20 protein-coding genes and 2 pseudogenes are annotated in these 25,688 nt (G+C 73.1%); 10 read left to right on the plus strand and 12 right to left on the minus strand.

All coding sequences use genetic code 11. The annotated features are described in order from the left end of the window. Window positions 1-381: 381 nt before the first annotated feature. The 4 genes from ACIRQY_RS35090 to ACIRQY_RS35105 all read right to left on the minus strand — a co-directional run bounded on the left by ACIRQY_RS35090 (window position 382) and on the right by ACIRQY_RS35105 (window position 4,142). Entirely contained in the window at window positions 382-1,140 is a 759-nt protein-coding gene (locus ACIRQY_RS35090; RefSeq protein WP_403932756.1) for an ABC transporter ATP-binding protein, read from the minus strand. Then, the gene (locus ACIRQY_RS35095; protein ID WP_403932759.1) at window positions 1,137-2,156 is read right to left on the minus strand and encodes an iron chelate uptake ABC transporter family permease subunit; all 1,020 of its coding nucleotides are present in this window, start codon (window positions 2,154-2,156) and stop codon (window positions 1,137-1,139) included. Before ACIRQY_RS35095 ends, ACIRQY_RS35090 begins: the two co-directional genes overlap by 4 nt. Then, entirely contained in the window at window positions 2,149-3,111 is a 963-nt protein-coding gene (locus ACIRQY_RS35100; RefSeq protein ID WP_403932762.1) for an ABC transporter permease, read from the minus strand. The genes ACIRQY_RS35095 and ACIRQY_RS35100 overlap by 8 nt, the downstream gene beginning before the upstream one ends. Window positions 3,112-3,188: 77 nt before the next feature. Next, window positions 3,189-4,142: an ABC transporter substrate-binding protein gene (locus tag ACIRQY_RS35105; protein ID WP_403932765.1), complete on the minus strand. Its 954-nt coding sequence runs from the start codon at window positions 4,140-4,142 to the stop codon at window positions 3,189-3,191. A gap of 641 nt (window positions 4,143-4,783) precedes the next feature. On the opposite strand from ACIRQY_RS35105, the pseudogene ACIRQY_RS35110 reads away from it, so the two are divergent. Beyond that, window positions 4,784-5,016 (plus strand): annotated as a pseudogene (locus ACIRQY_RS35110) (IS5/IS1182 family transposase); the annotation flags it as partial. On the opposite strand, the gene ACIRQY_RS35115 reads toward ACIRQY_RS35110, so the two are convergent. The 3 genes and pseudogenes from ACIRQY_RS35115 to ACIRQY_RS35125 all read right to left on the minus strand — a co-directional run bounded on the left by ACIRQY_RS35115 (window position 5,006) and on the right by ACIRQY_RS35125 (window position 6,609). Beyond that, window positions 5,006-5,491, minus strand: a complete 486-nt coding sequence (locus ACIRQY_RS35115) for a pyridoxamine 5'-phosphate oxidase family protein (RefSeq protein ID WP_403932768.1) — start codon at window positions 5,489-5,491, stop codon at window positions 5,006-5,008. The pseudogene ACIRQY_RS35110 and the gene ACIRQY_RS35115 sit on opposite strands and share 11 nt — an antisense overlap. Before the next feature lie 240 nt (window positions 5,492-5,731). Then, a pseudogene (locus ACIRQY_RS35120) lies at window positions 5,732-5,893 on the minus strand (acyl-ACP desaturase); the annotation flags it as partial. Between the two features lie 323 nt (window positions 5,894-6,216). Continuing rightward, on the minus strand, window positions 6,217-6,609 hold the full coding sequence (locus ACIRQY_RS35125) for a hypothetical protein (protein WP_403932771.1): 393 nt from the start codon (window positions 6,607-6,609) through the stop codon (window positions 6,217-6,219). A gap of 367 nt (window positions 6,610-6,976) precedes the next feature. On the opposite strand from ACIRQY_RS35125, the gene ACIRQY_RS35130 reads away from it, so the two are divergent. The 5 genes from ACIRQY_RS35130 to ACIRQY_RS35150 all read left to right on the plus strand — a co-directional run bounded on the left by ACIRQY_RS35130 (window position 6,977) and on the right by ACIRQY_RS35150 (window position 10,490). Beyond that, entirely contained in the window at window positions 6,977-8,302 is a 1,326-nt protein-coding gene (locus ACIRQY_RS35130; RefSeq protein WP_403932774.1) for a globin domain-containing protein, read from the plus strand. Window positions 8,303-8,487: 185 nt separating this feature from the next. Beyond that, window positions 8,488-8,745: a hypothetical protein gene (locus ACIRQY_RS35135; RefSeq protein ID WP_403932777.1), complete on the plus strand. Its 258-nt coding sequence runs from the start codon at window positions 8,488-8,490 to the stop codon at window positions 8,743-8,745. After that, on the plus strand, window positions 8,742-9,401 hold the full coding sequence (locus ACIRQY_RS35140) for a vitamin K epoxide reductase family protein (protein ID WP_403932779.1): 660 nt from the start codon (window positions 8,742-8,744) through the stop codon (window positions 9,399-9,401). Before ACIRQY_RS35135 ends, ACIRQY_RS35140 begins: the two co-directional genes overlap by 4 nt. 262 nt (window positions 9,402-9,663) lie before the next feature. Then, window positions 9,664-9,795: a hypothetical protein gene (locus ACIRQY_RS35145; RefSeq protein WP_403932782.1), complete on the plus strand. Its 132-nt coding sequence runs from the start codon at window positions 9,664-9,666 to the stop codon at window positions 9,793-9,795. Further along, window positions 9,789-10,490 (plus strand): response regulator, encoded by a 702-nt coding sequence (locus ACIRQY_RS35150; RefSeq protein WP_403932785.1) that lies wholly within the window; start codon window positions 9,789-9,791, stop codon window positions 10,488-10,490. The genes ACIRQY_RS35145 and ACIRQY_RS35150 overlap by 7 nt, the downstream gene beginning before the upstream one ends. 615 nt (window positions 10,491-11,105) lie before the next feature. Here ACIRQY_RS35150 and ACIRQY_RS35155 read toward each other — a convergent pair. Further along, complete coding sequence (locus ACIRQY_RS35155) at window positions 11,106-12,722, minus strand: GAF domain-containing protein (protein ID WP_403932806.1); 1,617 nt, start codon at window positions 12,720-12,722, stop codon at window positions 11,106-11,108. A 376-nt stretch (window positions 12,723-13,098) separates the two neighbouring features. On the opposite strand from ACIRQY_RS35155, the gene ctaD reads away from it, so the two are divergent. Both ctaD and ACIRQY_RS35165 read left to right on the plus strand, forming a co-directional pair. Next, on the plus strand, window positions 13,099-14,715 hold the full coding sequence (gene ctaD, locus ACIRQY_RS35160) for a cytochrome c oxidase subunit I (RefSeq protein WP_403932809.1): 1,617 nt from the start codon (window positions 13,099-13,101) through the stop codon (window positions 14,713-14,715). Further along, the gene (locus tag ACIRQY_RS35165) at window positions 14,715-15,152 is read left to right on the plus strand and encodes a hypothetical protein (protein WP_403932788.1); all 438 of its coding nucleotides are present in this window, start codon (window positions 14,715-14,717) and stop codon (window positions 15,150-15,152) included. The genes ctaD and ACIRQY_RS35165 overlap by 1 nt, the downstream gene beginning before the upstream one ends. A 123-nt stretch (window positions 15,153-15,275) precedes the next feature. Here ACIRQY_RS35165 and ACIRQY_RS35170 read toward each other — a convergent pair whose 3' ends face one another. From ACIRQY_RS35170 to ACIRQY_RS35180, 3 genes are all read right to left on the minus strand, one after another. Then, window positions 15,276-16,394, minus strand: a complete 1,119-nt coding sequence (locus tag ACIRQY_RS35170) for a hypothetical protein (protein WP_403932791.1) — start codon at window positions 16,392-16,394, stop codon at window positions 15,276-15,278. Beyond that, window positions 16,391-19,768 carry a DNA polymerase III subunit alpha gene (locus ACIRQY_RS35175; protein ID WP_403932794.1) on the minus strand — a complete coding sequence of 1,126 codons (3,378 nt, stop codon included), beginning with the start codon at window positions 19,766-19,768 and terminating at the stop codon, window positions 16,391-16,393. The genes ACIRQY_RS35170 and ACIRQY_RS35175 overlap by 4 nt, the downstream gene beginning before the upstream one ends. Window positions 19,769-20,049: 281 nt before the next feature. Continuing rightward, a complete protein-coding gene (locus tag ACIRQY_RS35180; protein WP_403932797.1) occupies window positions 20,050-21,042 on the minus strand; it encodes a hypothetical protein in 993 nt (330 codons plus the stop codon). A 631-nt stretch (window positions 21,043-21,673) separates the two neighbouring features. On the opposite strand from ACIRQY_RS35180, the gene ACIRQY_RS35185 reads away from it, so the two are divergent. After that, on the plus strand, window positions 21,674-22,858 hold the full coding sequence (locus ACIRQY_RS35185; protein WP_403932800.1) for a cytochrome P450: 1,185 nt from the start codon (window positions 21,674-21,676) through the stop codon (window positions 22,856-22,858). Window positions 22,859-23,100: 242 nt separating this feature from the next. On the opposite strand, the gene ACIRQY_RS35190 is transcribed toward ACIRQY_RS35185, so the two are convergent. Next, entirely contained in the window at window positions 23,101-24,513 is a 1,413-nt protein-coding gene (locus tag ACIRQY_RS35190) for a low temperature requirement protein A (protein ID WP_403932803.1), read from the minus strand. A 482-nt stretch (window positions 24,514-24,995) separates the two neighbouring features. Between ACIRQY_RS35190 and ACIRQY_RS35195 the strand changes: the two genes are divergently transcribed. Beyond that, complete coding sequence (locus tag ACIRQY_RS35195; protein ID WP_351790692.1) at window positions 24,996-25,283, plus strand: WhiB family transcriptional regulator; 288 nt, start codon at window positions 24,996-24,998, stop codon at window positions 25,281-25,283. Window positions 25,284-25,688 lie beyond the last annotated feature (405 nt).

Here is a 25,688-nt window from a genome sequence, read left to right on the forward strand (position 1 = left end):
AACGTCTAGGACGGGCCCGCTCCGCTCCCCGCGCGGCCAGCCCGACCACCCCGGTCCGAAACGGCCCGCCCTCCCCGACTCCCGGGCGGGTCCGCGGCCCCCCCCCCCCCCCCCCCCCCCCCCCCCCCCCCCCCCCCCCCCCCCCACGTCCGGGTATCGCCCGGGGCCGTAGAGGTCGTGCTCCGGTGGGAGGAGCTGTCGTTCCCGTCGGTCACGGACATGGAGGCGCTGTCGGTGGACGTGTCTATCGAGAGAATCCGTGTGAATCCGTGTGAATCCGTGTGCATGCGTGTGATGGCACCGCCGGCCTGACGAAAGACAAACGGGGGTACCCCCGGTCAGGAAGACCCGGTGGTGTCCCGGCGGACCGTGCCGGCCGGTTCAGCGGTAGTAGACGGCGGTCCGCCTGCCCTCGATCTCGTGGATCTGGACCGCCGTGTCGAAGACCTCGCTGAGGATCTCGGCCCGCATCATGCCGTCGACGGTGTCGGACGCCGCGATCCTCCCGTCGCGCAGGGCGATGATCCGGTCGGAGTAGGTGGCGGCGAAGTTGATGTCGTGCACGATCAGGACGACGGTCTTGCCCAGTTCGTCGGCGGCCCTGCGGAGCTGGCTCATCATCCGGACGGAGTGCTTCATGTCCAGGTTGTTGAGCGGCTCGTCGAGCAGGACGTAGCGGGTGTCCTGGGCGAGCACCATCGCCACGTAGGCGCGCTGGCGCTGGCCGCCGGAGAGCTGGTCGAGATAGCGGTGCTGGAGGTCGCCGAGGTGCAGGAAGTCGAGGGCCTCCTCCACCTTGGCGATGTCGTCCTTGGTGAGTCGGCCCCGGCTGTGCGGGAAGCGGCCGAAGGAGACCAGTTCCCGTACGGTGACGCGGGCGGTGAAGTGGTTCTCCTGACGGAGGACGGACAGGATCTGGGCCACGTCGCGGGACTTGGCCCGGTGGACGTCGACACCGTCGACGGTGACGGTGCCCGAAGTCGGTTCGGCGAGCCTGCCGATGATGGTCAGCAGGGTGGACTTCCCGGCGCCGTTCGGGCCGACGAGGGATGTCACACCGCCCGCCGGGATCGTCCCGGAGACCGGTCCGAGCACGGTGTGGTCGCCGTACGACTTGCTGATGTCGGTGAACTCGATCACAGGGTGCCCTTCCGGAGGAGATGGACGAGGAAGACCGCCCCGCCGAGGAACTCGATGACGACGGTGAGCATGCCGGAGGCGTAGAAGACGTGTTCCATCACGAACTGGCCGCCGGCCAGGGTGAGCATGCCGATGAGGAAGGCCAGGGGGAGGACGACGGCATGCCGGTGGGTGCCCGCCATCTGGTGGGCCAGGATCGCGGTGACGAAGCCGAAGAAGGTCATCGGGCCGGCGAGCGCCGTGGCCATCGCGATCAGCAGGGAGACCATCAGCAGCATCACCGTCAGCTCGCGCCGGTGGGAGATGCCCAGGTTGGTGGCGGTGTCCCGGCCGAGGAGCAGGGCGTCGAGCCGGTGGCAGCGCCGGAGGACGACGACACCGACGGCCACGCAGACCACGGTCGCCACCGGCAGATACGCCGGCTCGGCGCTGGTGAGCCGCCCGAAGAGCCGGGCCGAGAGCACATCGAACTCGGCGGGTGAAAGCAGTCGCTGGAGGAAGTCCGACAGGGTGCGGAAGGCGAGGCCGAGGACCACACCCACCAGCAGCAGCACATGGAGGCTGCCGTTGCGGCCGGAGAAGAGCCAGCGGAAGAGCAGCATGGTGAAGCCGACCATCAGCAGGGTCTGGGTGACCAGCTTCGGCATGCCGTCGGTGACGGCGAGGACGCCGCCGCCGAAGAAGGCCACCATCAGGGTCTGCATCAGGATGTAGACCGCGTCGAAGCCCATGATCGACGGGGTCAGGATCCGGTTGTGGGTGATGGTCTGGAAGACCACGGTGCCCACGGCGTGGCAGAAGGCCACCACGGCCATGGTCCAGAAGATCGTGAGCCGCCGTTCGAAGGCGAAGTCGAACGAGCCCTCGATGAAGAGGAAGAGATAACTGAGCGCGGCGCAGGCGGCGAGGACGGTCGCGACGGCGATCCGCGCGACCGGCGGAAGCCTCCGGGGGCCCGGGGCGGCGGGATCCGCCACGTGGGCCGGGGCGGCGGCGGGCACTGGGGTCTCAGACATGAGCCTTCTCCCGCTGACGCAGAATCATCATGACGAACACGAGCGCGCCGACGGCGCCGAGCACCACCGTCGCCGGGATCTCCAGCGGGAAGACGACGGTCCGCCCGACGAGATCGCAGACGATCATCAGCGCCACGCTGGAGAGCACCACCCACGGCAGGTTGGCGCGGACGTCGTCGCCGCGCGCCATCGAGACCAGGTTGGGGATGATCAGCCCGAGGAACGGGATGAAGCCGATCACGACGGTGGTCACGCCGGTGGCCAGGGCGACCATCACCAGGCCGGTGAAGAGGATCCGGCGGTACGGCAGCCCCAGACTGGTGGCCGTGTCCCGGCCGAGACCGGCGATGGTGAACCGGTCGGCGAGGAAGTACAGCCCGACGACGATGGCGCCGACCAGCCACAGGGGTTCGTAGTTGCCGCGGACGATGGAGCTGAATCCGCCGGAGCGCCAGGTGGCGAGCATCTGGAGCAGATTCTGCGACGAGGCGATGTAGAGGGTCACCGAGCCGACCAGCGCGCCCAGCATGATGCCGACGATCGGCACGATGACCCGCGAGGTGAGCGCGATCCGGCCCAGCACGACCAGGAAGACGAGGGCTCCGGCGAAGGCGAAGGCGCTGGCGGTGGCCATCTTCACCAGGGGCGAGGCCGCCGGGGCGAACAGGGCGAGGAGCAGGATGCCGAGGGCGGCCCACTCGCTGGTGCCGGTGGTCGTCGGCTCCACGAAACGGTTCTGGACCAGCATCTGCATGATCACACCGGAGACGGCCATCGCCGCCGCCGCCAGGACCAGGGCGAGGGTTCGCGGCACCCGGGAGATGAAGAACATCTCCCGCTCGTCGGCGTCGGTGAAGAGACCGCGCAGGTCGATGTCGTAGCCGCCGACGAAGAGGGACACGGTGACCAGGGCGAGGACACCGAGGGTGGCCAGCAACAGGGGTATTCGGCGCATCGGGCTTCCGGGACGGGTGGAGGTGTACGGCCGCCCCGGCCCCGTGTCGGGGGCCGGGGCGGCCGGAGCGGAAGGAATCAGGCGGCGTTGAAGGCGGTCGCGACCTGGCCGAAGGCGTCGGTGTACGCCTGGATGCCCTCGGTCAGGTAGAAGTCGTTGTCCAGGTAGATGACCTGGCCCTTGGCGCGGAAGGTGGTCTTGTCCCAGGCGTCCATGCCCTCGATGACCGTCTTCGCTGCGACGGCCTCGGTGCCCTCCTTGGCGCCCACGGCGGCGTCACGGTCGAGGACGATCATCCAGTCGGGGTTGAGCTTGGCGATCGTCTCGGGGGCGAGACCGGAGTCGTTGTGCACGGAGGTGCTGTCCTCGCCCTCGGCGCCGAGGACGTTCTTCAGGTTCAGCGGCTGCGAGAGACGGCCGATCCGGCTGGCGCCGTTGTCGACCTTCCCGGCGCTGGCGACGGCGAGGAAGACCTTCTCGCCCTGGGTGGACTTGACCGCGTCCTGCTCGGCCTTGGTCAGGGCGCCGACGATCTCCTTGGCCTTGGCGTCCTGGCCGAAGACCTTGCCGAGGGTCTCGGTCTGGGTCTTGAGGGCGCTGACGTAGCCGCCCTTGGCCTCGTCGGACGGGGCCACGTCGATCGTCTTGGCGATCTTGGCCAACTTGTCGTGGTGGTCGGTGAAGCGGTAGCCACCGACGATCAGGTCCGGCTCGCTCGCGTTCAGGGCCTCGAACTTGGGCTCGCGGTGGGTGCCGACGTCCTTGATGGAGGAGTCGTTCTTCCAGTCCTCGAAGCCCTCGTTGGGCAGCAGCCCCTTCGGCACGGCGACCGGCTTGATGCCGAAGGCCTTCAGCGTGAGGAAGGAGGTGTTGTCGAGCGCGGCGACCCGGGCGGGCTTCAGCGGGACCTTCATCTCGCCCTTGGCGGTCGTGATGGTGACCTCGCCCTGGCTCTTGGCCGAATCCGACTTCTCGTCGGACGTGCCGCAGGCACTGAGCAGCAGACCCGCGCACAGGACCGTACTGGTCACAACGACGCTCTTGTGAAAACGGACGGTACGCACGACGGACGACTCCTCAGTCAGACAGGCGCCCCGGCACCGGACGGTGCTGGGGCCACGAAGACGCTGCTTTGGTTAGCCTAGCCTAAGTTTTAGCCTCTTTTGGTCATGGTTTTGCCTACCAAATCGGCATACGTCGAGCTCGCGCAGACGCGTCCCTGTGGCGGGAGTGCCCGGGCGGCCCGTCTCCGGCCTTGTGGAGGATCCATACGTTTTCGGCCACGCCGGGGGTCGTAACCTCGTGTCCCGGGCCGGTCGTACGGGGAAGGCGCGCCCCGGCACTCGGGTACCGGCCGCGCGCCGGGATGGTGCGGGGCGCGGCGGGTCCGTCCCCGTACGCGCGGGGGGTGTTCCCGAGCCGACGCCCGCCCCGGCGGCCGGAACCTTGTGGCCCCCGTACCCGCGGGGCCGCTCCGGCCCTGGACACGAGGGCCGTGTGATCGCCGCCCCCTCCGTGGCCGGCTCGACACCCTCTGGTCAGCGTGGACTTCGCGGCTGTCCGGGCTCACCACGACGCGGCCGGGCGCGTGCGGTCGGCCTGTCGCCCACGACGCCGGGTGCTACGAACAACGCATCACCGTCGAACGCCTGATCAGCAATCTCAAGACCCCGACCGAGGCCACGGCGATGACAAACGCCGCCTCCTCCTCCGCGTTCGTGACATCGCCCCGAAGACCGCCCGCAGAGGGGCACCGCCCACGGATCCGGTCAGGGCAGGGCGAGGTGGGTCGTCGAGCGGGCCTTCGCCCTGCTCCACCGATCCGAACGACTCCGCACCCGCTACGAGATGCGCGCCGACCTTCACCCCAGGCCGCTCCAACTCGCCCGTGGAATCATCCGCTTGTCCCCTCGCGCGGGTCGACCAGCCGGATTCCGGTCACCAGGTCGGGGCGGATGCGGACGACCTGGTCCATGCGCTGGTCCGACCAGGGTTCCAGCAGGGAGCGGTAGCGGCTCGCCTCGGTAGGGTCGGTCACCAGGTGGCAGTAGCCCGTGACCACCGTGCTCCAGCCCAGCCGGGTGGCGGGGTCGATGTGGTCGGCCTCGTAGGCGACGACGACACCCGGGGTGCCCGCCTCCCGGGCGCCGAGCGTCAGGGCGGAGCCCTCGTGCGTACGGATGACGATGTCGCCGTCCTCCAGCAGGTGGTTGACCGGGCGGATCGCCGGAAGCGCCTGCCGGGTGAACACGATCCTGCCCAGGGGCACACTGCCCAGCAGGCGCAGCGCCTCGTCGGCGGTGAGCTCGATCGTCCGGCGCGGGCCGACGGCGGATGCCCCGGTCGTCCGGTCGTCCGGGTGGGCCGGTGCCTCGTTCACGGGTGTCCTCGGGGAGTGCGGTGGGTGGGCGGAGGCTCCAGTAGACGGCGGGACCGGGCACGGCGGAAGGGCCGTTCGGCCTCACGTGGCGGTACGGCCGGAGGCCCCGGACCGCCCGGACGATCCGGACCGCCCGCCGCGCCCGGCCGCCTCTCGGCGCGTCATGACGGCGGCCCGGCGTTCGTCGAAGCGGGCCGCCCGCGTGCTCAACGAGCCCAAGGAGCCGCCCGGTTCCTGCTGGGCCGCCGCGAGCGGATTGCGGTAGGAGGCCATGTGTGGGTTGTCGTCGGCGGCGACCCGGGCGAGGAGGCGGTCGCACACTGGATCGCCGGGGCCGCGTCCGGTGTCGCGGTGCGAGACGTGGGTGGCGAGCTCCTGGAAGGCCGCGTACGCCACCGTGTGCGCGCCGAACGCCGGTGGCCGCAGGCGAATCCGGCGACACTCGGGTCGTCCGGGCCTGTTCGGGAGGCGGCGGTCGAGTCCCCGTTCCCTCACCTCCTCCAGGCCTCGGAGGAGGCGCACGTCCGGCTTCGGGACGTCCTGGGCGGCACGGGACGGGGGAGTCGTGCTCACGGGAGCGTCCGGTCTGCCGCTGCGGAACCGAGCCTACGATTCCGCAGGTCACGAGTCGGCACGGCGGTCCCGCTGGGGCCGTCCGGCCCCGTGGAGGCGGGACGGCAAGGGCCGTCCGGCCCCGGCCGGTGCTCCCCGTCCCGGCGGGCGGTTCAGCGGCGCGCACGCGTCAGGGAGGTGACCAGGGCGCCCACGGCGAAGGCGGCCCCCAGACCGCCCAGCGCGACCATACCCACACCGATCACGAAGAGGCCGCTGGCGTCGTCGGACCAGTCGACGGCGGACGCGATCGTCAGTCCGGCCGACGTGCCGAACGCGGCGGCCACGACCTGCCGCCGGTGGGCCGCCCAGCAGACCGGTACCAGCAGGGTCAGGGCGAGTCCCACGAGCTGCCACACCTCGTACGGTCCGGTCACCGACCCGTCCGGGTGCACATCACGGTGCTGGTCCCAGCCCAGCCAGGCGGCCCACGCCGCGACCGCCACCAGGGCCGTCACCACGGCCGTCGCGGCGAAGGGTGCGAACTTCTTCCGTCTCTCGTCCATGGCCCCAGCCTCACCTCTCGTCCGGCCTCCGGCCAGAGCGTTCGTACCCATGTCCACCCTGAGTACCGCACAGGGCGTCCCCGGCGACGGACGCGGAGCGGGGGCCTCCCCGGACGCCAGGGCCGAACGGCCCCTCCGGACGGGCCGCCCGGCACCGGCCGGACGGCGCCGTCACGGCGGTGCGACACTGACGTGCCATCAGGTCACGGCGCTCCGCCGTCACCGCCCCCGCCGCCCCGGTCGGCTCCTCCGTCCCGCTCCCGGCCGGGAGCCCGCGCACGTCCCCGGCCGGACCCGCCCACCGGACGGCCGCCGCCCCGCCCGACGGGACAGGCACGTCCCGACAAGACCGACGGAAACCACACCCATGCTCCGACAGTTGTCACCCCCGCCCGCGACACCGGGCGACGCGTACGACGAGTACCACGCCCTCCTCGCACGCCAGGACGCGATGCGGCTCCGGCGGCGACTGCTGGCCCCGGCCCGCCCGGTCGTACCCGAGCCGGACCGTGGACCGGCGGACGACGGACCACGGCGGCTCGGACGCGCTCACGGCCACGACGGCGCCGCCGACCGGTGGACCATCCGTCACCATCTGCCGCTGGTGACCCCCTTCAGTACCCTCATCGGGCACCTCTACGAGGCCATGTTCGAGCAGCACCCCTACCTCCGGGGCCTGTTCCCCGAGTCGATGGACTTCCAGCGCGCCCATCTCGAACGGGCCTTCTGGTACCTCGTGGAGCACCTGGAGCGGCCGGACGAAGTGGCCTCCTTCTGCGCCCGGATGGGCCGCGACCACCGCAAACTCGGCGTCAGGCCGGTGCACTTCGAGGTCTTCGAGGCGGCCCTCGCCCAGGGTCTGCGCCGCAGCGCGGGCGACCGGTGGACCGAGGAACTCGAAGGGGCCTGGCTGCGGATGGTGCGGTTCGCCGTCGCGGCCATGGTGGACGGGGCGGACGAGGCCGTGGGCGAACCCGCGTACTGGAACGCGACGGTCACCGGGCACGAACCGCGCGGCCCCGGCGTCGCCGTGATCCGGGTCCGCACCGCCGAGTCCTTCCCCCACCGGGCCGGGCAGTACACGAGGATCGAGTCCCCGCTGCTGCCGCACACCTGGCGGCCGTACTCCCTCGCCCGCGCTCCCCGGTCCGACGGAGAGCTGGAGTTCCACGTCCGCATGACCGGTCCCGGCGGGGTCAGCGAGGCGCTGGTGGCGGGGACCCGTGTGGGCGAGCCGCTGAGGCTGGGCCCCGCGCAGGGCACCATGACGCTCGACGCCGACCTGACACGGGACGTGCTGATCGTGGCGGGCGGCACCGGCTGGGCCACCGCCAAGGCCCTCCTGGAGGAACTGGCCGGGCGGCGGCCCGCCGGACTCTCCGTCCACGTCCTGATCGGCGCGCGGACGGCGGTCGAGCTGTACGACACGGCCGCCCTCGCCGAACTGGAGCGCTCCTGCCCGTGGTTGAGGGTCGTCCCGGTGATCGGCGAGGGCCCGGGGGCGGGCGAGGACCGTTCGGTCGCGGAGGCGCTCGCCCGCTATGGCGACTGGTCGGACCACCTCGCCTATGTGAGCGGCCCACCCTCGATGGTGACCGCCACCGTACGGCGACTGGCCGCCATGAACCTGCCCGCCGAACGCGTCCGCCACGACCCGGTCTCCGACATGACACCGCTCCCCCCGCCAGGGTGACGGATCGTCAACACGCTTGGGGAGGCCGTACGGAACCCGGAGTCCCGTCAAGTGGGGTGCTTCCGAGGGCCGTTCGGCCCCTGTCGGGTCTCCCGATCGTGACTGTTCACTGGGCGGCGGCCTCGCGGGGCCCCTGAGACGGCAGGTCGACGAGCGCCCGGGTGGCCGGGCGGCGAGGAGGAACGATGATCACGGCGGTGGGACACGAGAACCTTCCCCCGGACACCCTGGCCCCGGTGGAGCGGGAGCCGCGCGTCCGTGTGGAGCGGTACGCGGACCCGGCGCCGGGCCTCGTGCGGGTGGGGGCGGGACTGCCCGCAGCCTTCGGGCGCGCGGTCCGCGCGGCGGGACGGCGGCTCGTCGTCGTCCCGCCCTCGTACGGACTCGTCCCGGCGGCGGTACCGCCCGGTCGCACCACCGTACCCACGGAGGGCACACGATGACCGGCGTCCTGCACTCCCCGCCCGCACCCGCCCCCGCTCCCACCACCCGCGACGAGCATCTCCCGCCCGTCCGGGGGAGGGGAACCACACGCGCCTTCGCATGGCTCCTGGTGGTCACCGGCGCGCTCGGGCTGCTCGCCTCGTGGGTGATCACCCTCGACAAGTTCCTGCTGCTCATGGACCCCGGCTTCGTCCCCTCCTGCAACATCAGCCCGGTGATCTCCTGCGGCAGCGTCATGCGCAGCGAGCAGGCGTCGGTGTTCGGGTTCCCCAACCCGATGCTCGGCCTCGTCGCGTACGGGATCGTCGTCGTGATCGGTGTCGGTGCGCTCTCCGGCGCGCGGTACGGGCGCTGGTTCTGGCTCGGACTCCAGCTCGGCACGCTGTTCGGCGCGGGCTTCTGCATGTGGCTGATGAGCCAGGCGCTGTACGAGATCGGCGCCCTGTGCCTCTGGTGCTGCCTGGCCTGGGCCGCGACGATCGTCATGTTCTGGTACACGACGGTGCACAACCTGCGGCACGGTGTGCTGCGCGCGCCAAGAGCGCTGGTCGCCGCCGTACTGGAGTTCCACTGGTTCGTGCCGGTCGTCTGGTGCGGCGGCGTCCTGATGCTGGTCGCGACCCGTTTCCAGGACTACTGGGCCACCCTGCTGTGAGGCGGCCGATCCGGTGCCCGCGCCGTCCGGTCCGGGGGGCGGCCGGGCCGCGCGGGGCGGGCGTCCCGGGTCGCGCGGTCGAGTCGATCATGGACCATGCCCGGCCGGACAGGGCCGTTCGGCCCCGGGGGACCAGGGCCGAACGGCCCGGAGACCCTGTTGCCATACTGGCGCTCGTTCCGCGCACGGCCCGCCCGGCCGGGGCCCGGCCCGACGGCCGTCGGCCCCCCGGCGGCCGTCCTGCCCCTGCCCAGGAGTTCCGGTGAACCGTCACCTGCCCCGTACGCCCGCCCGCGCGGCCTTCGCCGCGCACCCGACCGCCGCGCGCCGCTCCCTGACCGGTTCCCCGGCGGCCGTCCCGTGCCGTGTGCCCCTGGCGGGGACGACGTGCTGACCGGCGAGACGCCCGCGCCGGTGCGGGTCTTCCTGCTGGACGACCACGAGGTGGTACGCCGGGGAGTGCGTGACGTCCTGGAGGCGGAGCCGGACATCGTGGTCGTCGGCGAGGCGGCGAACGCCCGCGAGGCACTGGCCCGCGTGCCCGCCGCGCGGCCGGACGTGGCGGTGCTCGACGTACGGCTCGGCGGGGCGACCGGCGGTGACCACGAGGGCGTCGAGGTCTGCCGTGAACTGCGGGCCGAACTCCCCGGGCTCGCCTGTCTGATGCTGACGTCGTTCGACGACGACGAGGCCCTGTTCGACGCCATCATGGCCGGTGCGGCCGGATACGTCCTCAAGCAGATCGGCGGCTCGGACCTGGTCGCCGCGATCCGCACGGTCGCGACCGGCACCTCGCTGCTCGACCCCCGGATGACGAGCCGGGTGATGGCCCGGATCCGCGAGCCCAAGCCGGAACCGAAGTCCACCCGGCCCGCGGAACTCGACCGGCTCTCCCCGCGCGAGCTGGAGATCCTCGACCTGATCGGCCTCGGTCTGACGAACCGGCAGATAGCCGAACGGCTCTTCCTCGCCGAGAAGACGGTGAAGAACCGCGTGTCGTCGATCCTCGGCAAGCTGGGCGTGGGCCGGCGCATCCAGGCGGCGATGATCGCCGAACGACTCCGGGAGACACCGGCCGGTTCCTCCTGACGGGGGAGACGCCGGGCGGCCACGTCCGATGTGGAGAGTCTGATCCGAGGGCGGCCCGATCGGCCGAAGCCGAAGCCGAAGCCGAAGCCGAAGCCGAAGCCGAAGCCGGATGCGGGGCCGGATGCGGACCGGATGCGGGGTGGCTGACGCGGACGGCCCGGATGGCCTGGACGTCCGGGCGGTCCGCTCGACAGGCCCGCACGACTGCGCTCCGTCGGCCGGTCCCTCGGGTGTGGTCCGCGAGGGCTCTGCCCGTCCGGCGTGGCCCGTCCGCCCGGCCCGCCTGGTCCTGCCCGAGCCGATCGGGCCACCGGACGTGGTCGACTCGACCCGGCCACTCGACCCGGCCGTCCTGTGGGGCGCGCCCCGAGGGCCCGCCCGTTCGACGTGGCGGGTGCGACCGGGGACGTATCGTCTGGCCCGCTGGCCCGCTGGCCCAGGGCGCCGAGGCATGCCCGACGCGGATCGCCCGATGAGGGCGCCCGTCCGGCGGGTCCGGTCCGCCCGCTCCGGCCCGTACGGCCATCCGACCCGACCAGGCTCGTACCACCGCCGCCATGGCGGCGAACCGCCCCCGGTGTCCCGCTTCCCCGCTCCGAGGCGGGCGGCGCCGTGTCACTCCGTCGGCAGCGGCGCGCTCCAGGTGATGCGCGTACCGCGCTTCCCGGCCGTGTCGAGGCGGACGCCGCCCCCGCACTGCTCCGCGCGCGAGCCCATGTTGAGGAGTCCGCCGGTCGGCCGGGCCGAACCCAGGCCGACCCCGTCGTCCGTGACGGTGAGGACGAGCCGGTCGGCGGTGTCCGGGACGGAGAGAACGACCTCCGCGCGGCTCGCCCCCGCGTGCCGCGCGGTGTTGCTCAGCGCTTCCCCCGCCACGGCCAGCACATGCTCGGCGAGCGCCTCGGGAACGGTGCTGTCGACCGGTCCCGTGATACGCAGCGCGGGTGTGAACCCCAGGTGCTGGGCGGCCAGTTGGACCGTCTCCGCCATACGTCGGCGCAGTGCGGGACCGGCCCGGTCGTCGTCCGCCGTGCGCAGTTGCAGGATGGTGGAGCGGATGATCTGGATGGTGGCGTCGAGATCGTCCACCGCCCGGGTGACCCGCTCGGCGGCCGGGGTGCCGGTGATGGTCCGGGTCGCGCTCTGGAGGGTCATGCCGGTGGCGAAGAGGCGTTGGATGGCGACGTCGTGGAGGTCCCGCGCGATGCGGTCGCGGTCGTGCAGGACGGTCAGTTCCTCCGACTCGGCGCGCCGCCGGGCGAGTTCGAGCGCGATCGCCGCCTGGTCGGCGAAACCGCTGAGCAGTTCGGTCTCGGTGGCGTCGAAGCCCTGTCTGCCCGCCGTACGGCTCAGCCGCAGGGCCCCGCACACGGCGTCGTCGACGGGGAGCGGGACGGCCACCACCGGCCCGTGCCCCGACCCGGCGGCGCCGTCGAGGGGCAGCGCCCGGGGATCGGTCCGCACGTCCGTGGTCACGACCGGCACCCGGGTCCTGGCGGCGAGCCCGGCCAGTGAACCGGTGGCCGGGAGGACGGCTCCGCGCACGGCGTCGGCGGTGTCCCCGTACGCCACGTGGACGGTCAGGTCACCGGCGGCGCCGGAGGGCAGCAGCACGGCGGCGAGATCGGCGTCGGCGACCTCCATGGCGCGCCGGGCGATCAGCCGCAGGACGTCGTCGGGTCCGGTGCCCGCGAGCAGGGCGCGGGTGATCTCGCCCAGCGCTTCGAGACGCCGCTCCCGGCGTCGGCTGTCCCGGTAGAGCCTGGCGTTGTCGATGGCCACGCCGGCGGCGGCCGACAGGGTGGTCAGGACGGCCTCGTCGTCCGCGTCGAAGGCGCCGCCGCCGCGCTTCTCGGTCAGGTAGATGTTGCCGAAGACCTCGTCGCGCACCCGGATGGGGGCGCCCAGGAAGGTCCGCATGGGCGGGTGGTGGGCCGGGAAACCGAAGCTGTTCGGGTGCCGGGTCAGGTCGTCGAGGCGCAGCGGCGCCGGATGGTGGATCAGCTCGCCGAGGATGCCGTGGCCGCAGGGCGCGGGGCCGATGAGGGCCGCCAGTCCGTCCGCCATGCCGACGGGCAGGAACCGGGAGAGCCGCTCGTCGTCACCGATCACGCCGAGTGCCCCGTACTCGGCGTCGGTCAGGCCGACGGCCGCCTCCACGATGCTCCGCAGCACCTGAGGGAGTTCCAGGTCGCGGCCGAGGTCCATGACGGCGGCGAGCAGTTCGCGCATCCGCTCGGGGACGTCGGTCCCCGGCCACGCGGGGGCGGAGTGCGGGGGTGTGTCGGACATCTCCGCAGCCTACGGGGGCCCCGGCCGGTGCGACCGGCCGGGGCCGAACGGCCCTTCCACCGCACCCCGGTCGGGTACCGGTCGGCCCTGCCGGGCCGTGCCCGGGGTGCACGAACATGGCCCGGCGGCCGGGAAGCGCCGAGGAATCCCCCGTACACGGCCGCTTCCCGGCCGCCTGTTCCTGCACGTGAGCGGAAGTGGAGGTCGTCGTCCGGTGGACGAGGCACAGAGCACGCAGGTCGAGGCCGTGACCCGGGCGGGTCGCCCGGAGCGCCCCGACGAGGACGGTTCCCGCCGTCCGGCCGGACCCACCTGGGTGGCCTGGCTGACCACCACCGACCACAAGCGGATCGGGACGCTCTATCTGTGTTCCGCGCTGTTCTTCTTCGTCGTCGGGGGTGTCATGGCCCTGATGATGAGGGCGGAGCTGGCCCGGCCCGGCACCCAGATCATGTCGAACGAGCAGTTCAACCAGGCGTTCACGATGCACGGCTCGATCATGCTGCTGCTCTTCGCCATGCCGCTGTTCACCGGCTTCGCCAACTGGATCATGCCGCTCCAGATCGGCGCGCCCGACGTGGCGTTCCCCCGTCTCAACATGCTGGCGTACTGGCTCTACCTCTTCGGCTCGCTGATCGCGGCGGGCGGCTTCCTGACGCCCGGCGGGGCGGCGGACTTCGGCTGGTTCCTCTACGCCCCGCTCTCCGACGCCGTCCACTCGCCCGGAATCGGCGCCGACATGTGGATCATGGGCGTCGCGCTGTCCGGTTTCGGTTCGATCGCGGGCGCGGTCAACTTCATCACCACGATCATCTGCATGCGGGCCCCCGGCATGACGATGTTCCGCATGTCGATCTTCACCTGGAACGTGCTGCTGACCTCGCTGCTCGTGCTGATGGTCTTCCCGGTGCTCGCCGCGGCGCTGTTCGCCCTCGAATGCGACCGCAAGTTCGGCAGTCACGTTTTCGACGCGGCCAACGGCGGCGCTCTGCTCTGGCAGCACCTCTTCTGGTTCTTCGGCCATCCAGAGGTGTACATCCTGGCGCTGCCGTTCTTCGGCATCGTCTCGGAGGTCATCCCGGTCTTCAGCCGCAAGCCGATGTTCGGCTACATCGGTCTGGTGGCCGCGACCATCGCCATCGCCGGTCTGTCCCTGACGGTGTGGGCCCACCACATGTACGTCACCGGTGGCGTACTCCTGCCGTTCTTCTCCTTCATGACCTTCCTCATCGCCGTACCGACCGGCGTGAAGTTCTTCAACTGGATCGGCACGATGTGGAAGGGCTCACTGTCCTTCGAGACACCGATGCTCTGGGCCGTCGGCTTCCTCATGACGTTCACCTTCGGCGGTCTGACCGGCGTCATCCTGGCCTCGCCGCCGATGGACTTCCACGTCTCCGACTCGTACTTCGTCGTCGCGCACTTCCACTACACGCTGTTCGGCACGGTCGTGTACGCGATGTTCGCGGGCTTCCACTTCTGGTGGCCGAAGTTCACCGGCAGGATGCTCGACGAACGCCTCGGCAAGATCACGTTCTGGACCCTCACGGCCGGCTTCCACGCGACCTTCCTCGTCCAGCACTGGCTCGGCGCCGAGGGAATGCCCCGCCGCTACGCCGACTACCTGGCCGCCGACGGCTTCACCGCCCTCAACACCGTGTCCACCGTCGGGTCCTTCCTCCTCGGTCTGTCCTTCCTGCCGTTCTTCTACAACGTCTGGAAGACCGCCAGATACGGGAAGAAGGTGGAGACCGACGACCCCTGGGGCTACGGCCGTTCCCTCGAATGGGCCACCTCCTGCCCGCCCCCGCGCCACAACTTCCTCACGCTGCCCCGCATCCGCTCCGAATCACCCGCGTTCGGCCTGCACCACCCCGAGGTCGCGGAACTCGACCGGCTGGAGAACAGGCCGCACGAGACGGCGGCCCCCTGATGGGCGCGGCCGTGCTCGCCCTCGGCGTCGGAGCCCTCACCGTCTCCGGCTGCGTCTGGTACGTCCCCGCCCTCGTCGACCTCCGGGCGGGCGCCGACCGGCCGGTCTCCCGCCGCCTCGCCGCCGCGTCCTGCGTCACCGGCTGGGCCACGGCCGCCGTCCTCGTCCCGCTGCTCCTCCTGGGCACCCCCGTCCGGCCCCTGCTCGCCCTCGCGGCGGCGGGCGTCGGCGGGGGCGCGGCCCTCCACGTCCGGGCGGCGGCCCGCCGCCGGTACGAGCGGCGCGAGACGGCCTCGTGCTGGGCGGCCCTCGACCCCCCGACACCCCCGCCCACTCCCTTCCGCCGCCGGACCGCCACCCTCCGCTGGGCGGGCGCGGGCCTCCTGGCGGCCGTACTCATGGTCACTCTGGTGATGGTTCGGAGCCTCCTGGCCTGAACGGCGCCGGGCCGTACGAGCGCGGGGCCGCGCCCGCCGCGACCCTGCCCCGGACCTCTGTCGGGCCCGATCGGGCCGGTCCGGCTCTCTTGGTGGAGGGCGGGGGAGAGCGGGACCGTCGTGTCATGCCGCCGGGTCGACCCGTCCTGCGGGTGGGAGGTGCGCGGCGCGCGGACGGCTCGGCCCGGGACGGGCCGCCTCCCGCGCGGCGGGTGTGACCGCCCCGGGGGCCGTCGCCGGGGCGGGCGGGCGGAGCCAGGCGGCGGCGGGGCGCACCGCGTCGGGACCGTAGAGCGCGCGGAGCCGGTCGGTGGCGGCTTCGAGCCGGTGCGGCCGTTCGTCGCCGGGGTCGAGGGTGGGCTGACGGGTGGCGTGCTCGGCCGGAGCCAGGCCCTCCGCGCGCAGGGCCAGGCTCCGGACCCTGGCGCGCTGGAGACCGAGACTCCGGTGGAGGGCGGTCGCGGTGTGGACGAGCGCGGGGCCGTGCGCGGTCGGCTCCGGCAGGGCGCGGCCCCGGGTGGTGGTGGAACCGTCCGCGTAACGCACCGTCAGGACCAGCCCGTGGGCGACCTGACGGGCGGTACGGAGCCGCAGCCCGAGGCCGTCGGCGAGGCCGAGGAGAGCACCGTGCCGCCGTCCGGGGTCCAGTTCGTCGCGGGGGAAGCGGTGCTCGGCGCCGAGCGTGACGGCGGGCGCGGCGGGCCGTACGGGAGCCGGGTCGATGCCGTGGGCGGCGGCACGCAGGTGCCGGGCCGTCGCGGTGCCGAGGATACGGGTCAGGGTGACGGCCGGAGCGGCGGCGAGGTCGCCCACGGTGGTCAGGCCCAGGCGGCGCAGGGCGCGCACCGAGGTGGGGCCGCAGCCGGGGAGCCGGCCGAGCGGCAGCGGGGCGAGGTACGCCGGGGCGTCCTCGGGGGCGCCCGGCGCCGTCCGCAGGGCGCCGGGCGGGCCGTCCTCGGCGGCGATCCGGGCGAGCAGCGGGTTGGGGCCGAGCCCGAGGGTGGCCCGGACATCGCCGAACAGGGCGGTGAGGCGTACCCGGACGAGCGCGGCGAGCGAGGCCGCGTCACGGTCGAAGAGCCGCAGGGCGCCGGTGAGGTCGGCGAGCGCGGCATCGGGCGGACAGCTCTGCACGACCGGGGTGAACTCCTGAAGATGGGCGAGGAGTTCACCGTACTCGGCCTCGGAGACCGCTCCGAAGTGCAGATACAGCACGGCGCGTTGCCTCGGCTCGTCGGTCATCCGGCGCTCCCCGGGCTGGCGTGGTGCAGTCGGCGGCCACCGGGCCGCAGGGACCGGCGGGGGCGGGTGTCCGTACCGGGGCGGGTGAGCCGGTCCGCGACCGCGTCGATGCCGCCGTCGCGATGGAGGCCGATCAGTTCGACGAGGTCCCACACCGCCTGGCCGGTGACGCTCACGCTGCGGGGATGGCGGCGGGACACGGTGCCACGGGCGAGCAGCAGCGAGCCGTGGAAGATCGTCTCGGCGCAGGTGTCGTGGCTGTCCTCGAAGAACGCCAGGTCGCTCAGGTCGGTGGGATCGTCCAGGGTGAGGAAGATGGTGCGCCTCCCGGAGCGGGTGGGCGGGGTCTGCGAGACGGCCTTCACCCCGGCGACCAGGACGCGTCGGCCGTCCCGCAGCCCCGGCAGCCGGGCGGCGGGGGTGACCCCGAGTTCGGTGAGCAGGGTCCGGTGGTCGTCGAGCAGATGACGGCCGACCTCCATGCCGAGGATCTCGATCTCGGCGGCCAGCTGGTCCTCTTCGGTCATGTCCGGCAGCCCGGCGGCCGGCACCCGCTCCACCGGGCCCGTGGTGCCGCCGTCCCCGGTGCCCAGGGGCAGTTGCCCGGACTCCGGTCCGACGCCCCGGTTCCGGCGGTGCAGTTCGGTCAGCTGGAGCTGGACCTCGCGGCGCGGGCCGAGGTGGTCGAGGGCGCCGATCCGGGCGAGCCGGTCGGCGAGGGCGATGCCCGGGCGGGCGCGCAGCCAGAAGTCGTCCAGCGAACGGTAGGGCCGCGCGCCGACGACGCGCTCGCTCTCGGCGCTGGTGATGCCCTTGACCAGGCCGAGGCCCAGCCGTACGCCCCAGGTGCCGTGGTCCTCCTCGACGGTGGAGGCGTGCCGGGAGTGCTCGATGTCCGGCGCGAGGAGGGGCACGCCCCGGCGCCGGGCCTCGGCGGCGAGCACGCGGCGCGGATACATGCCGGGGTCGTGGGTGAGCAGCCCGGCCATGAAAGCCGCCGGATGATGTGCCTTCGCCCAGGCCGACTGGTACGAGGGCAGGGCGAGGGCCAGCGCGTGCCCCTTGCAGAAGCCGTACGAGCCGAAGGCCGCGAGGAGTTCCCAGGTGCCGGTGACGGTGGGGCGGTCGTAGCCGTTGCGGCGGGCGGCGTCGGTGAACCAGGCGCGGACCCGGCCGGTCCGGGCGGGGTCGGACAGGGCGCGGCGGGCCTCGTCCGCCAGTCCCGCGTCGCACCGCGTGAGCTTGGCGACGATCTTGATGACCTGCTCGTGGTACACCACCTGGCCGTGGGTCTCGGCGACGATCGGCTCCAGATCGGGGTGCAGACGCGAGGGCCGGGCCCGTCCGTCGCGGGCCGCGACCACCGGGTCGATCATGTTCGCCACCACCGGGCCCGGCCGGAACAGGGCGACGTCCAGCGCGAAGTCGTCCATGCCGCGCGGCCGCAGCTTCCGCACGAGGTCGCGCTGGCCGGGGGATTCGAGGTTGTACGTGCCCAGGCCCGCGCCCGCGTGGAGCATGTCCAGGGTGGCCGGGTCCTCCGGCGGCACCTGCGCCGGGTCGTCCAGATCGATGTGCGCACCGGTGGTCCGGGCGATCTCGGCGACGGTGTGGGCGAGCGCGGACTGGGCGCGCACCCCGATGACGTCCACCTTGATGTGCCCGGTGTCCTCGATGTCGTGCTTCGAGAAGACGCTCATGGCGATGCCCGGGAGCGAGGTGGGGGTCACCGGTGTGCGGTCCAGCAGACCGGCGTCGGAGACGATCAGCCCGCAGGGGTGCATGGCGGTCGTGTGCGGCAGCCCGTCCAGCGACTCCACCAGGGACCACAGCCGTCCGTGGTCCTCGGCCGCGATCCGCTTCAGCTCCGGCAGTTCCCGCAGCGCCGAGCGCACATCGCGGGCCTTGACGTGCGGGAACGCCTCGGCGAGCCGGTCGGCCTCCTCCGGGGCCAGCCCGCGTGCGAGCGCCACGGCCCGGATCGCGCCGCGCGCCCGGTAGGTCTCGTACACGGCGAGGGCGGCGACCCGGTCGCCGCCGAACCGGTCGAGGACCGCCCGGTAGACCTCCGGGCGCCGGGCCGACTCCACGTCCAGGTCGATGTCGGGGAGGGCCGTGCGGCGGGGCGAGAGGAAGCGTTCCATCACCAGACCGTGGGCGACCGGGTCGACCGGGCTGATCCCGAGCAGGTGCACCACCAGGGACCCGACCGCCGAGCCACGGGCGGCCACCCGTACGCGCAGTTCCTTGGTGAGGCGGGTGATCTCACCGATGGTCAGGAAGTAGCCGGAGAACCCGAGCCCGGCGATCGTGCGCAGCTCGGACTCGACGCGGTCCCAGTGGGCGGGGCTGCGGTGGTAGCCGTGGTGCACCATCGAGGCCGCGCAGCGCCCGGTCAGCTCCCGGTCGACGGTGTCCTCCCCGGCCCCGATCAGATGGGCCTCGGGGAGGTGGAGCCGTCCCAGGCCGAAGGCGTCGGCCGGGTCCACCGCGCAGGACGCGGCCGTCTCCTCGGTCCGCGCGAGCAGCAGCGCGGCGCGGTCGGCGCGTTCCCCGGCGGCCTCGGCGACCCGTTCGGCGGTCCTCTCCATGTCGGAGGCGTCCTTCAGCCAGCGTTCGCCGCCGTCGAGGTGCCGCGCGTCGCGGGTGTCGACGGGGACCAGCAGCCGGGCGGAGTCAAGGAGGTCGGCGACCTCCCCCATGCCGGGGGAGGCGTAGCGGACCGCGTTGGAGAGGACGGCGGGGACGCCGTGCTCGTCGGCGAAGGCGAGCGTACGGGCGGCGCCGCGCAGCGAGCCGGGCCCGGTGCCGGGGCGGTCGTGGCAGACGACCTCCAGGCGCAGCGCGGCACCGAACCGGTCGCGCCAGGGGGCCAGCAGGCGGGCGGCCCGGTCGGGGCGGCCCTGCGCCAGGGCGGCGCCGACCTCGGAGTCGGCGCCCAGGAGCACGGCCAGGTCCTCCTCCCCGGCGGCCCGGTCCAGGTCGGCCCAGGTCACCCGGGAGTCCGTGGCGGCGGCGGAGGTCAGACGGCACAGGGACGCCCAGCCCCGGGCCGTCCGGGCGAGGAGCACGGCGCGCTGCCCGGCCTCGGTGACGAACGCGCCGCCCTTCACCGGCCCGCGCCGCCGTCCGGTCCCGGCGGGTTCCGGGACGGTCGCGGGGGGCACCGCGAGGTCCACGCCGAAGACCGGACGCACCCCTGCCTCGGCGCAGGCCTTGGCGTGCCGTACAGATCCGGCCATGGAATCGCGATCGGTGAGGGCCAGCGCGTCCAGCCCCCGCTCGCCCGCCCGCCCGGCCAGATCCTCGACCTGGCTGGCCCCGTACCGCAAGGAAAACCCTGAGGCGACCCGCAGGTGCGTGAAGGACGACATCACACCTCCCGACTGTTCCGCTGCTCCGCCCGACTGCCCTCCAGCTCGTCGTATGGCATCTGTACGAACAGTTTAAGCCATCGTTCGAACACGTGTTCCATGTAACGGGTGGGGTACCGCCGGTCACCCGGGGTGCCGGACGCTGTGACGGGGCACCGGATCCGCCCGATGGGCACCGGTTCCGTCGGGCGGTGCGTCCGGAACCGGCGGGCGGGGTGGCGCCGGGCCCGTGACCGCAGTCACCTGTCCCGGCACAGGACGCCGGGCCGGTGCCGACCGCCTCACTCCTCGCCGAGGGCGTCGAGGGTGGCGGGGCCGGTGCCCGCTGTCGGATCGGTGGCCCAGGGCCATTGCCCGGTGTCGTACGGGGCCGGTGTGGGGAGCACGGCCTTGCGCCCGCGCCGGTGCATCGCGGCCCGGACGGCGTCGCGGGCGGCATCGCCCATGATCTCGACGTCCATGACCCGCCCGCGGCCGAAGAAGGCACGTCCCAGGTCACGGTCGGCCACGACCCGGGTGAGCAGATCGAGCAGGGTGTCGGGGTCGGTGGTGAACCGCGGGGTCTCGAACAGCAGGAGCCGGTCGCCGATCGCCTCCGGCCCCAGGTACTGGGCAAGCACGGTGAACAGCACGTTCTTCTGGCGGGTGACGTAGAGGGTGTTGACGGCCGCGTACAGGCCCTCCCAGGCGTCCCCGAGGTCGGTCTGCCAACGGTCCAGGACGCCGGTCCAGTGTTCGACCTGGAACGTGGCGGCGCTCCCGATCAGGTGGAGCACGTGCGGGCGGCAGGACAGGCCGAACCGCTCCAGCTCCGCCGCCGTCGGCACACGGCCCTCCGCCAAGAGCGCCAGGAGGGTCTGGTTCAGGCCGAGGAGAGATCCGGCCGCCGCCCGGTCCCCGGGCGTCAGGCCGAGGTCCGGGAGGGCCCGTCGGGCCCGGTCCTGTGCCTCGATCAGGCCGCGCGGTCCCATGCGGCCCGGGCGGGCACCCGGGCCGACGCCGGCGAGTCCGAAGACGGCGACCGGGCTGTGGGCCAGGGCCTTCAGGTGGCCGTAGGCCGGGGGCACCGGTGGGGCCGTCTCCGGCGGGAGTCCCGGCCGGTGCAGGAGCATGCGGCCGCCGGCCCCGTCGAACAGGGCCAGGACGATCGGAGCGGAGGCCAGGAGGCGTTCCCGGTGCTCGCGGTGCGCGTCGGCGTAGATCTCCTTCATCACCTCGTTGAGGGACAGGGCGGCTCGCGCCGCCTCGTCCGGCGGGTTCACGTCGTCCGTCACACGGGTCTCCGTTTCCTGGGCGTCACCGTCGGCGGGGGCGTGCACATGAAACAGCCCTCCCCGAGGGGCGTCGTCCGCAGGCGATGAGCGGGCAGGAGGCAGACAGGAGGCAGGAGGCAGGTCGGCGTGGTGCGGCGGGTCGGGCAGGCTTCCGGGAACCCTGCCCACGCCGGAAGTGTGCTGAACACATCCGCATGACCGGCGAACGGGAACGAACGGCGACGGGAACAACCGCCCGTCGACGAACTCGTATCAGGGCGTGAGGGGCGCTTCCCCCAGGGTCCGGGAGCACGGTCCGGCACGGTCGGCCGGAGTCCGCCGAGGGCCTCGTCCGCTCGGTCCGCGAAGGCGGTGCCTTGAGCGGTGCCATGAGCGGCGCCATGGGCCGTGCGATGGGCGGGCCCGGATGCGGTGGCCGCGACGAACCGGGCCAGGTGCCGTGCTCGGTCACGCGAAGGCGGAAGACCCCATACCGGCCCCGGTCGTCGGAGAGGGCGCGTGACCACGGCTTCCGCCGGTTCGGGTGAACGGCTGGTTGTGGGTGTTCCCGTGGGGGCGTGCTGCCGGTACACCTGGAAGTCGCCGTTCTGGCGTGCTGAATCCGGTGTGCGCGACTCTTGTGGATGGGTTGATGACCGAACAGGGAACTCCGCTGACGTCCGTTTTCTACCGCCGTGACGGGCTCGATCCAGGAGCGGAGCTCCGTGACGCACAGCGCGAGGAACCGGTCCGCCGTGTCCAGGACTTCTGGCTCTACACGACGGGCGAGTACTGGCTCGTCACGCGGCACGCCGACGTACGCCGTGTGCTGGCGGACTCCGAGACGTTCGCCATGCACGACCCGGCCCGCTCCCGGATCCTGCCGCCGGAGCTGCTCAACGCGGACGCGCCCGAGCACACCCGACTGCGCCACGTCCTGGCTCCCGAGTTCACCGTGAAGCGGGTGCGCGGGCTGGAACCGATGATCACGGCTGCCGTGGACGGGCTGCTCGACGGCATGGAGGCCACCGGAAGCCCGGCGGATCTGATGAGCGCCTTCGCCCTGCCCCTGCCGGCCATGGTGATGTGCGACCTGCTGGGCGTACCGGTGGAGGACCGGGAGGACTTCCAGCGCCGGGCCCGGATCTCGCTGGACCTCAGTCTGCCCATGGAGCAGCGACTCGCGGCGAACCAGCAGTCGCACGACTACATGGCCGTGCTCGTCGAGGGGAAGCGGCGGGAGCCGGACGAGCGGCTGATCGGCAGGCTCATCCGGGAGCACGACGACGCCGTCTCGGACGACGAACTGGTGGGCGTCGCGGACATCCTGCTGCTCGCCGGCCACGAGACCGTCTCCAACATGATCGGCCTGGCCACCCTGGCCCTGCTGACCCGTCCCGAACAAGCGGCACGGCTGCGCGCCGCCGCCCCGGACGACCCGGTGATCGGCACGGCGGTCGAGGAACTCCTGCGCCACCTGGCCGTCTCCAGCACCGCGCTGGCCCGGACCGCACGACGGGACACCGACATCGCCGGTGTCGCGGTCAAGGCCGGTGACCAGGTCGTCTGCCAACTGCCCGTCGCCAACCGCGACCCGGCGCTCGGCGTCGGCATGGACGATCTCGACATCGGACGCGAACCCGTCTCCCACCTGACGTTCGGACACGGCGCCCACCGCTGCCTGGGCGCGTCACTGGCCCAGGCCGAGCTGCGCATCGCGCTCCCCGCGCTTCTGCGCCGCTTCCCCCTCCTCGCCCTCACCGGCCCTCCCGAGGACCTCCCCTACCGGCACAACCACGAGGTCTACGGCCTGTACTCCCTGCCCGTGACCTGGTGACCCACCCGCCGGCCGGGCGCGGTCCCGCGGTGGCCCGACCACCAGGATCCGCCCCGCCGACACGAGACCGGTCCGCCGCGCACCGGCCGCACGCGCGCAGGCGCACGACGACCCCGACCGCCCCGCCGCTGCCGGGCGGGAACACGGGCGCCGCCCGTTCCCGCCCCGGGGAGGTGGACGTCGAGGGCCACCGGGTGCGCCGTGAGCGGCGGGTTCCCCTCGGCTACGCCCCTTCCGGGTTCTTACGCCCCTTCCGGCTCCTCACGCCGCCCGGTCGGCCGGTCCTCGGCGCCGGTGCCGCTCCGGCGGCGGGTGCGGCGCTCGTAGAACCAGGGCCAGCGGGCCACCAGGACGAGGCACCACACCAGGGTCGCGGGTGACCAGTCGGTGGCGGACACGGCGAGCAGGAGCGGGGCCACGGCCATGGGGAGTCCGGCCGCCAGGGCCCAGCGGGTGCCCCGCCCCGACACCACCCCGGCCAGCAGACCCACCGCGAGGAACACGGCGATCCCGCCGCACAGCAGCCAGCGCATCCCGTGCGGCAGCCGTCCCTCCGCGTGCTCCACGGCGCCGCCGAGCGAGGCCGCCACGGCGGCGAGCGCACCGGTCGAGACACAGTGCAACGGCAGCGCGAAACGCGGGGCCAGCACCCCGAAGCCCAGCAGCGGCACCCCGCACGAGCGGCGCACCGCGAGCGCCCACAGCGACAGGAGCAGGGCGAAGGAACCCACGGCCATCGTGCACAGCCCGCGGTCCCACTCCGCCTCCGAGGCCGCCTCCACGCCCAGCGCGATGCCCTCGCCCAGCACGATCAGCGTGAACAGGCCCAGCCGCTCGTCCAGATGGCCCGGATCGAAGCGAGCGGCCACCGGCCTCGGCCGGGACGCCCTGTCGTGTCCCCGCTCCCGGCCCCCGCCCCCGGCCCTGTCCGGGCCCTCACCCCCGGCCCCGGCCCCGCTCCCGTCCCGCGCACCGTCCTGCCCCGCGTCCCCGGTCCGGCTCCCGCCCCGGCCCGCACTCCCGCGCCCCTCCCTCTTCCGGGCCCGGCCGCCGTACCGGGCGCGGCTCCCCTCGTGTTCCTCCCAGTCCTTCTGGGCCCGCGCGAGAACCTGGCTCCGCGACCGCGCGAACGTCAGGGCCAGGTCGACGGCGAGTCCGGCGGCCCACAGCCAGTAGCGGGCCGGCGCCTCGGCCCACACCGACACGAACCACGGGGTGACGCCCGCCGTCACCTGGGCGGCGGGCCAGTCGGCGACGACCTCGCCACGCCTGCGCCACACCCGTGAGGCGAGCACCCTGACGATCACATAGGCGAGGGCGAAGGCGGTGGCGTGGTCCGTACGGACCCCCGGGACGGCGGCGGCCATCACCGCGAGCCCGAACATGCCGACCAGGACGGTCCGGGTGCGCACCTTCTCGGCGGCGACGTTCCCGTAGGTCGTGAAACACATCCACGCCGTCCAGAACGCCAGGTACAGCAGGCAGTAGAGCCCGAGGTCCGCCCGGCCGGGGCTGCCGTGCAGCAGATGGGCCAACTGGGCGACACCGGCGACCGCGATCAGATCGAAGAAGAGTTCCAGCCAGGAGGCATGGCGCTCGGACAGGGCGGTGGAGTCCGGATGCCGCTCGGACGGGGCGGAAGGCACGGAGGTCATACCCGCGCATATCGGCGGAACGCCCGCTGATCTTCAATGGCACCTCGCGGCGTGCGCCCGGGTGCCAGGCCCCGCCCGGCCCCGCCCGGCCCCGCTCGGTCCCGCGTGGCCTCTGTCCGCCCCGACTCCGCTTGAACGTCCCTGCCCGGCTCTGCCCGAACGCCCCCGCCCCGCCCCGCTCTTGTCCGGTCGCGCCCGGCCCCGCCCGGCCGTACGGGCGGAGCCGGACGCCCGGAGTACCGGAGAGGAGGCAGGGCGTCGAGGAGGAGAGGGTCAGGTGTCGGATTCGCCCGCTGATGCGAGTCATGTTCCACCGTCAGGCCTCCCGAGGTGACGGATATCGACCCTGGTTGTCACCCGATGTGGCGAAGTACGGGGCGAGATGTGGACCTGTGGCACGTGCCTCCGTAGCGTGCCTGCTCTGTCGGACGCCGTCGGGGACGGCGCATCGGAGGAGGGGGAGCGCAGTGGAAGGCACCTGGATGTCGTCCGGTTCGTGCCGTGCGGTGAGCGCGGACGATCTTTTCGTCGAGGGGGCGGCCCAGAACCGGGCCAAGGCGGTGTGCACGGGGTGTCCGGTGCGCGCCGAATGCCTCGCGTACGCGCTCGACGGACGGATCGAGCACGGGGTCTGGGGCGGGATGACCGAGCGCGAACGCCGCGCCCTGCTCAAGCGCAGGCCCACGGTGGGGTCCTGGGCCGGACTCCTGGAGGCCGCCCGGCGCGAACACGACACGGGTCTCGCCGGTGCCGAGCGCCACAGCGCCTGAGCCGGGCCGCGGCCTCGGGAACACCGCGCCGCCCGACACGGACACCGGCGGCCCGACCCGGCGCCCAGGAACCCCGTGGCCCCGACGGCCGGTCCGTCAGGCACGTACGAGCCGACGGACGAAGAGGCCGACCGGACGAAGATGCCGACCGGACGGTGAGCAGAGGTCGTCCGAGCGCGGGGGAGAGACCCATCGGGCGGGGGCAGGGGTCAATCAGCGGCTGACGTGCTGTCAACCCGCCGTGCGGGGACGACCCGACACGCCCGCCTGACGGCACCCGCAGACTTCCCGTCCCGCCGGTACCGCCCCCCTAAGGCGTGTCTGATAATTGATCTTGTGGCAGGTCGGGGTGAGTTGACGGACGCGGCATGGGAGCAGATCGAGCCCTTGTTGCCGCAGGTGGAT

Source organism: Streptomyces sp. NPDC101490 (assembly GCF_044767145.1).
Lineage (GTDB): Bacteria > Actinomycetota > Actinomycetes > Streptomycetales > Streptomycetaceae > Streptomyces.